Raw genomic sequence first — 936 nt, forward strand, 5'->3', positions numbered from 1 at the left:
TCGGCGAGCTGGTCCTGGTAGGCCTCCACGGCCTTCCGGTAGCGCTCCACGAAACCGGGCGCGTTCAGCCGCTCGTCCTTCGGCATCGCCTTGACGGCCGCGATGGCGTCCTCGGGGGAAAGGTAGCCGGCGAGCATGGCGTTGAGCTGGTAGACGCCAGCCCGCTGCTTCTTGACCAGCAGCGCCAGGTCCAGGTCGCGGAGCGCGGCGTTCACGGCGGTCCGGCTCAGCTTGAGCATCTTCGCGAGGGTGGCCTGCTCGACTTCGATCCGGCCGCCCGGCTCGCTGTGGGCGCGCATCTTCAGCAGCACGCGGTAGGCCGCGGGCAGCAGGTCCAGATCGGCGACGACGCCTTCCGCGTTCACCGCGGCGAAATGCAGACCGCTCACTGTTCGGCCCCCTTCTCCTTCTGCTGTACCCGCTCCTGGCGGCGCTCAGCACGCATCTTCGCCCGCTCCTCGCGCATCTGCTCGATCTCCTGGCGCATTCGCTCCAGCGAGGGGAAGCGAACCAGGTCGGGCAGGCTCTCATCCGACCGGATCTTGGCAATGGTCTCGTGCTGGTCGACTCGGATGTACTGCGCGTCCGTGGTCTCCGTGCCCGGAATGAACTCGGCGACCCGGTAGGAGTAGGGCGGGTTGAACTGGTAGACGCCGCGCTTCACCCGGAACACGATCCCGTGGCCCATGACTTCCTTGAGGGCCTCGTTCACCTTGGTGCGCGTGACGTCCAGGACGTGGGCCATCTCGTCCTGGGTCAGAGGGATGCGTCCGCCGGCCTTCTGGCACGCGATCATCAGCAGGATCAGCCGGAGCGGCAGCGCCTCGCGGAAGAACTGCGCGATGACGAGGAAGAACTCCAGGCTGTCCATGGAGAACGCGTTCGGCTGGTCCGGCGGCCCATAGAACTCCAGCGACTTCCGCTCGCTGTCCAGCG

Annotated in this window: 2 protein-coding genes; both read right to left on the reverse strand. The window is 67.1% G+C overall.

Features of this window, described 5'->3' with window-relative positions; genetic code table 11:
- Nucleotides 1-389: MarR family transcriptional regulator (locus tag AC0VY3_RS38280; protein WP_475552066.1), on the reverse strand; the 389-nt coding region annotated here is incomplete at its 3' end.
- The coding region (locus tag AC0VY3_RS38285; protein ID WP_475552067.1) for a hypothetical protein at nt 386-936 on the reverse strand (551 nt) is incomplete at its 5' end. The genes AC0VY3_RS38280 and AC0VY3_RS38285, both read right to left, overlap by 4 nt.

Source organism: Streptomyces sp. iso_384, from assembly GCF_056172905.1.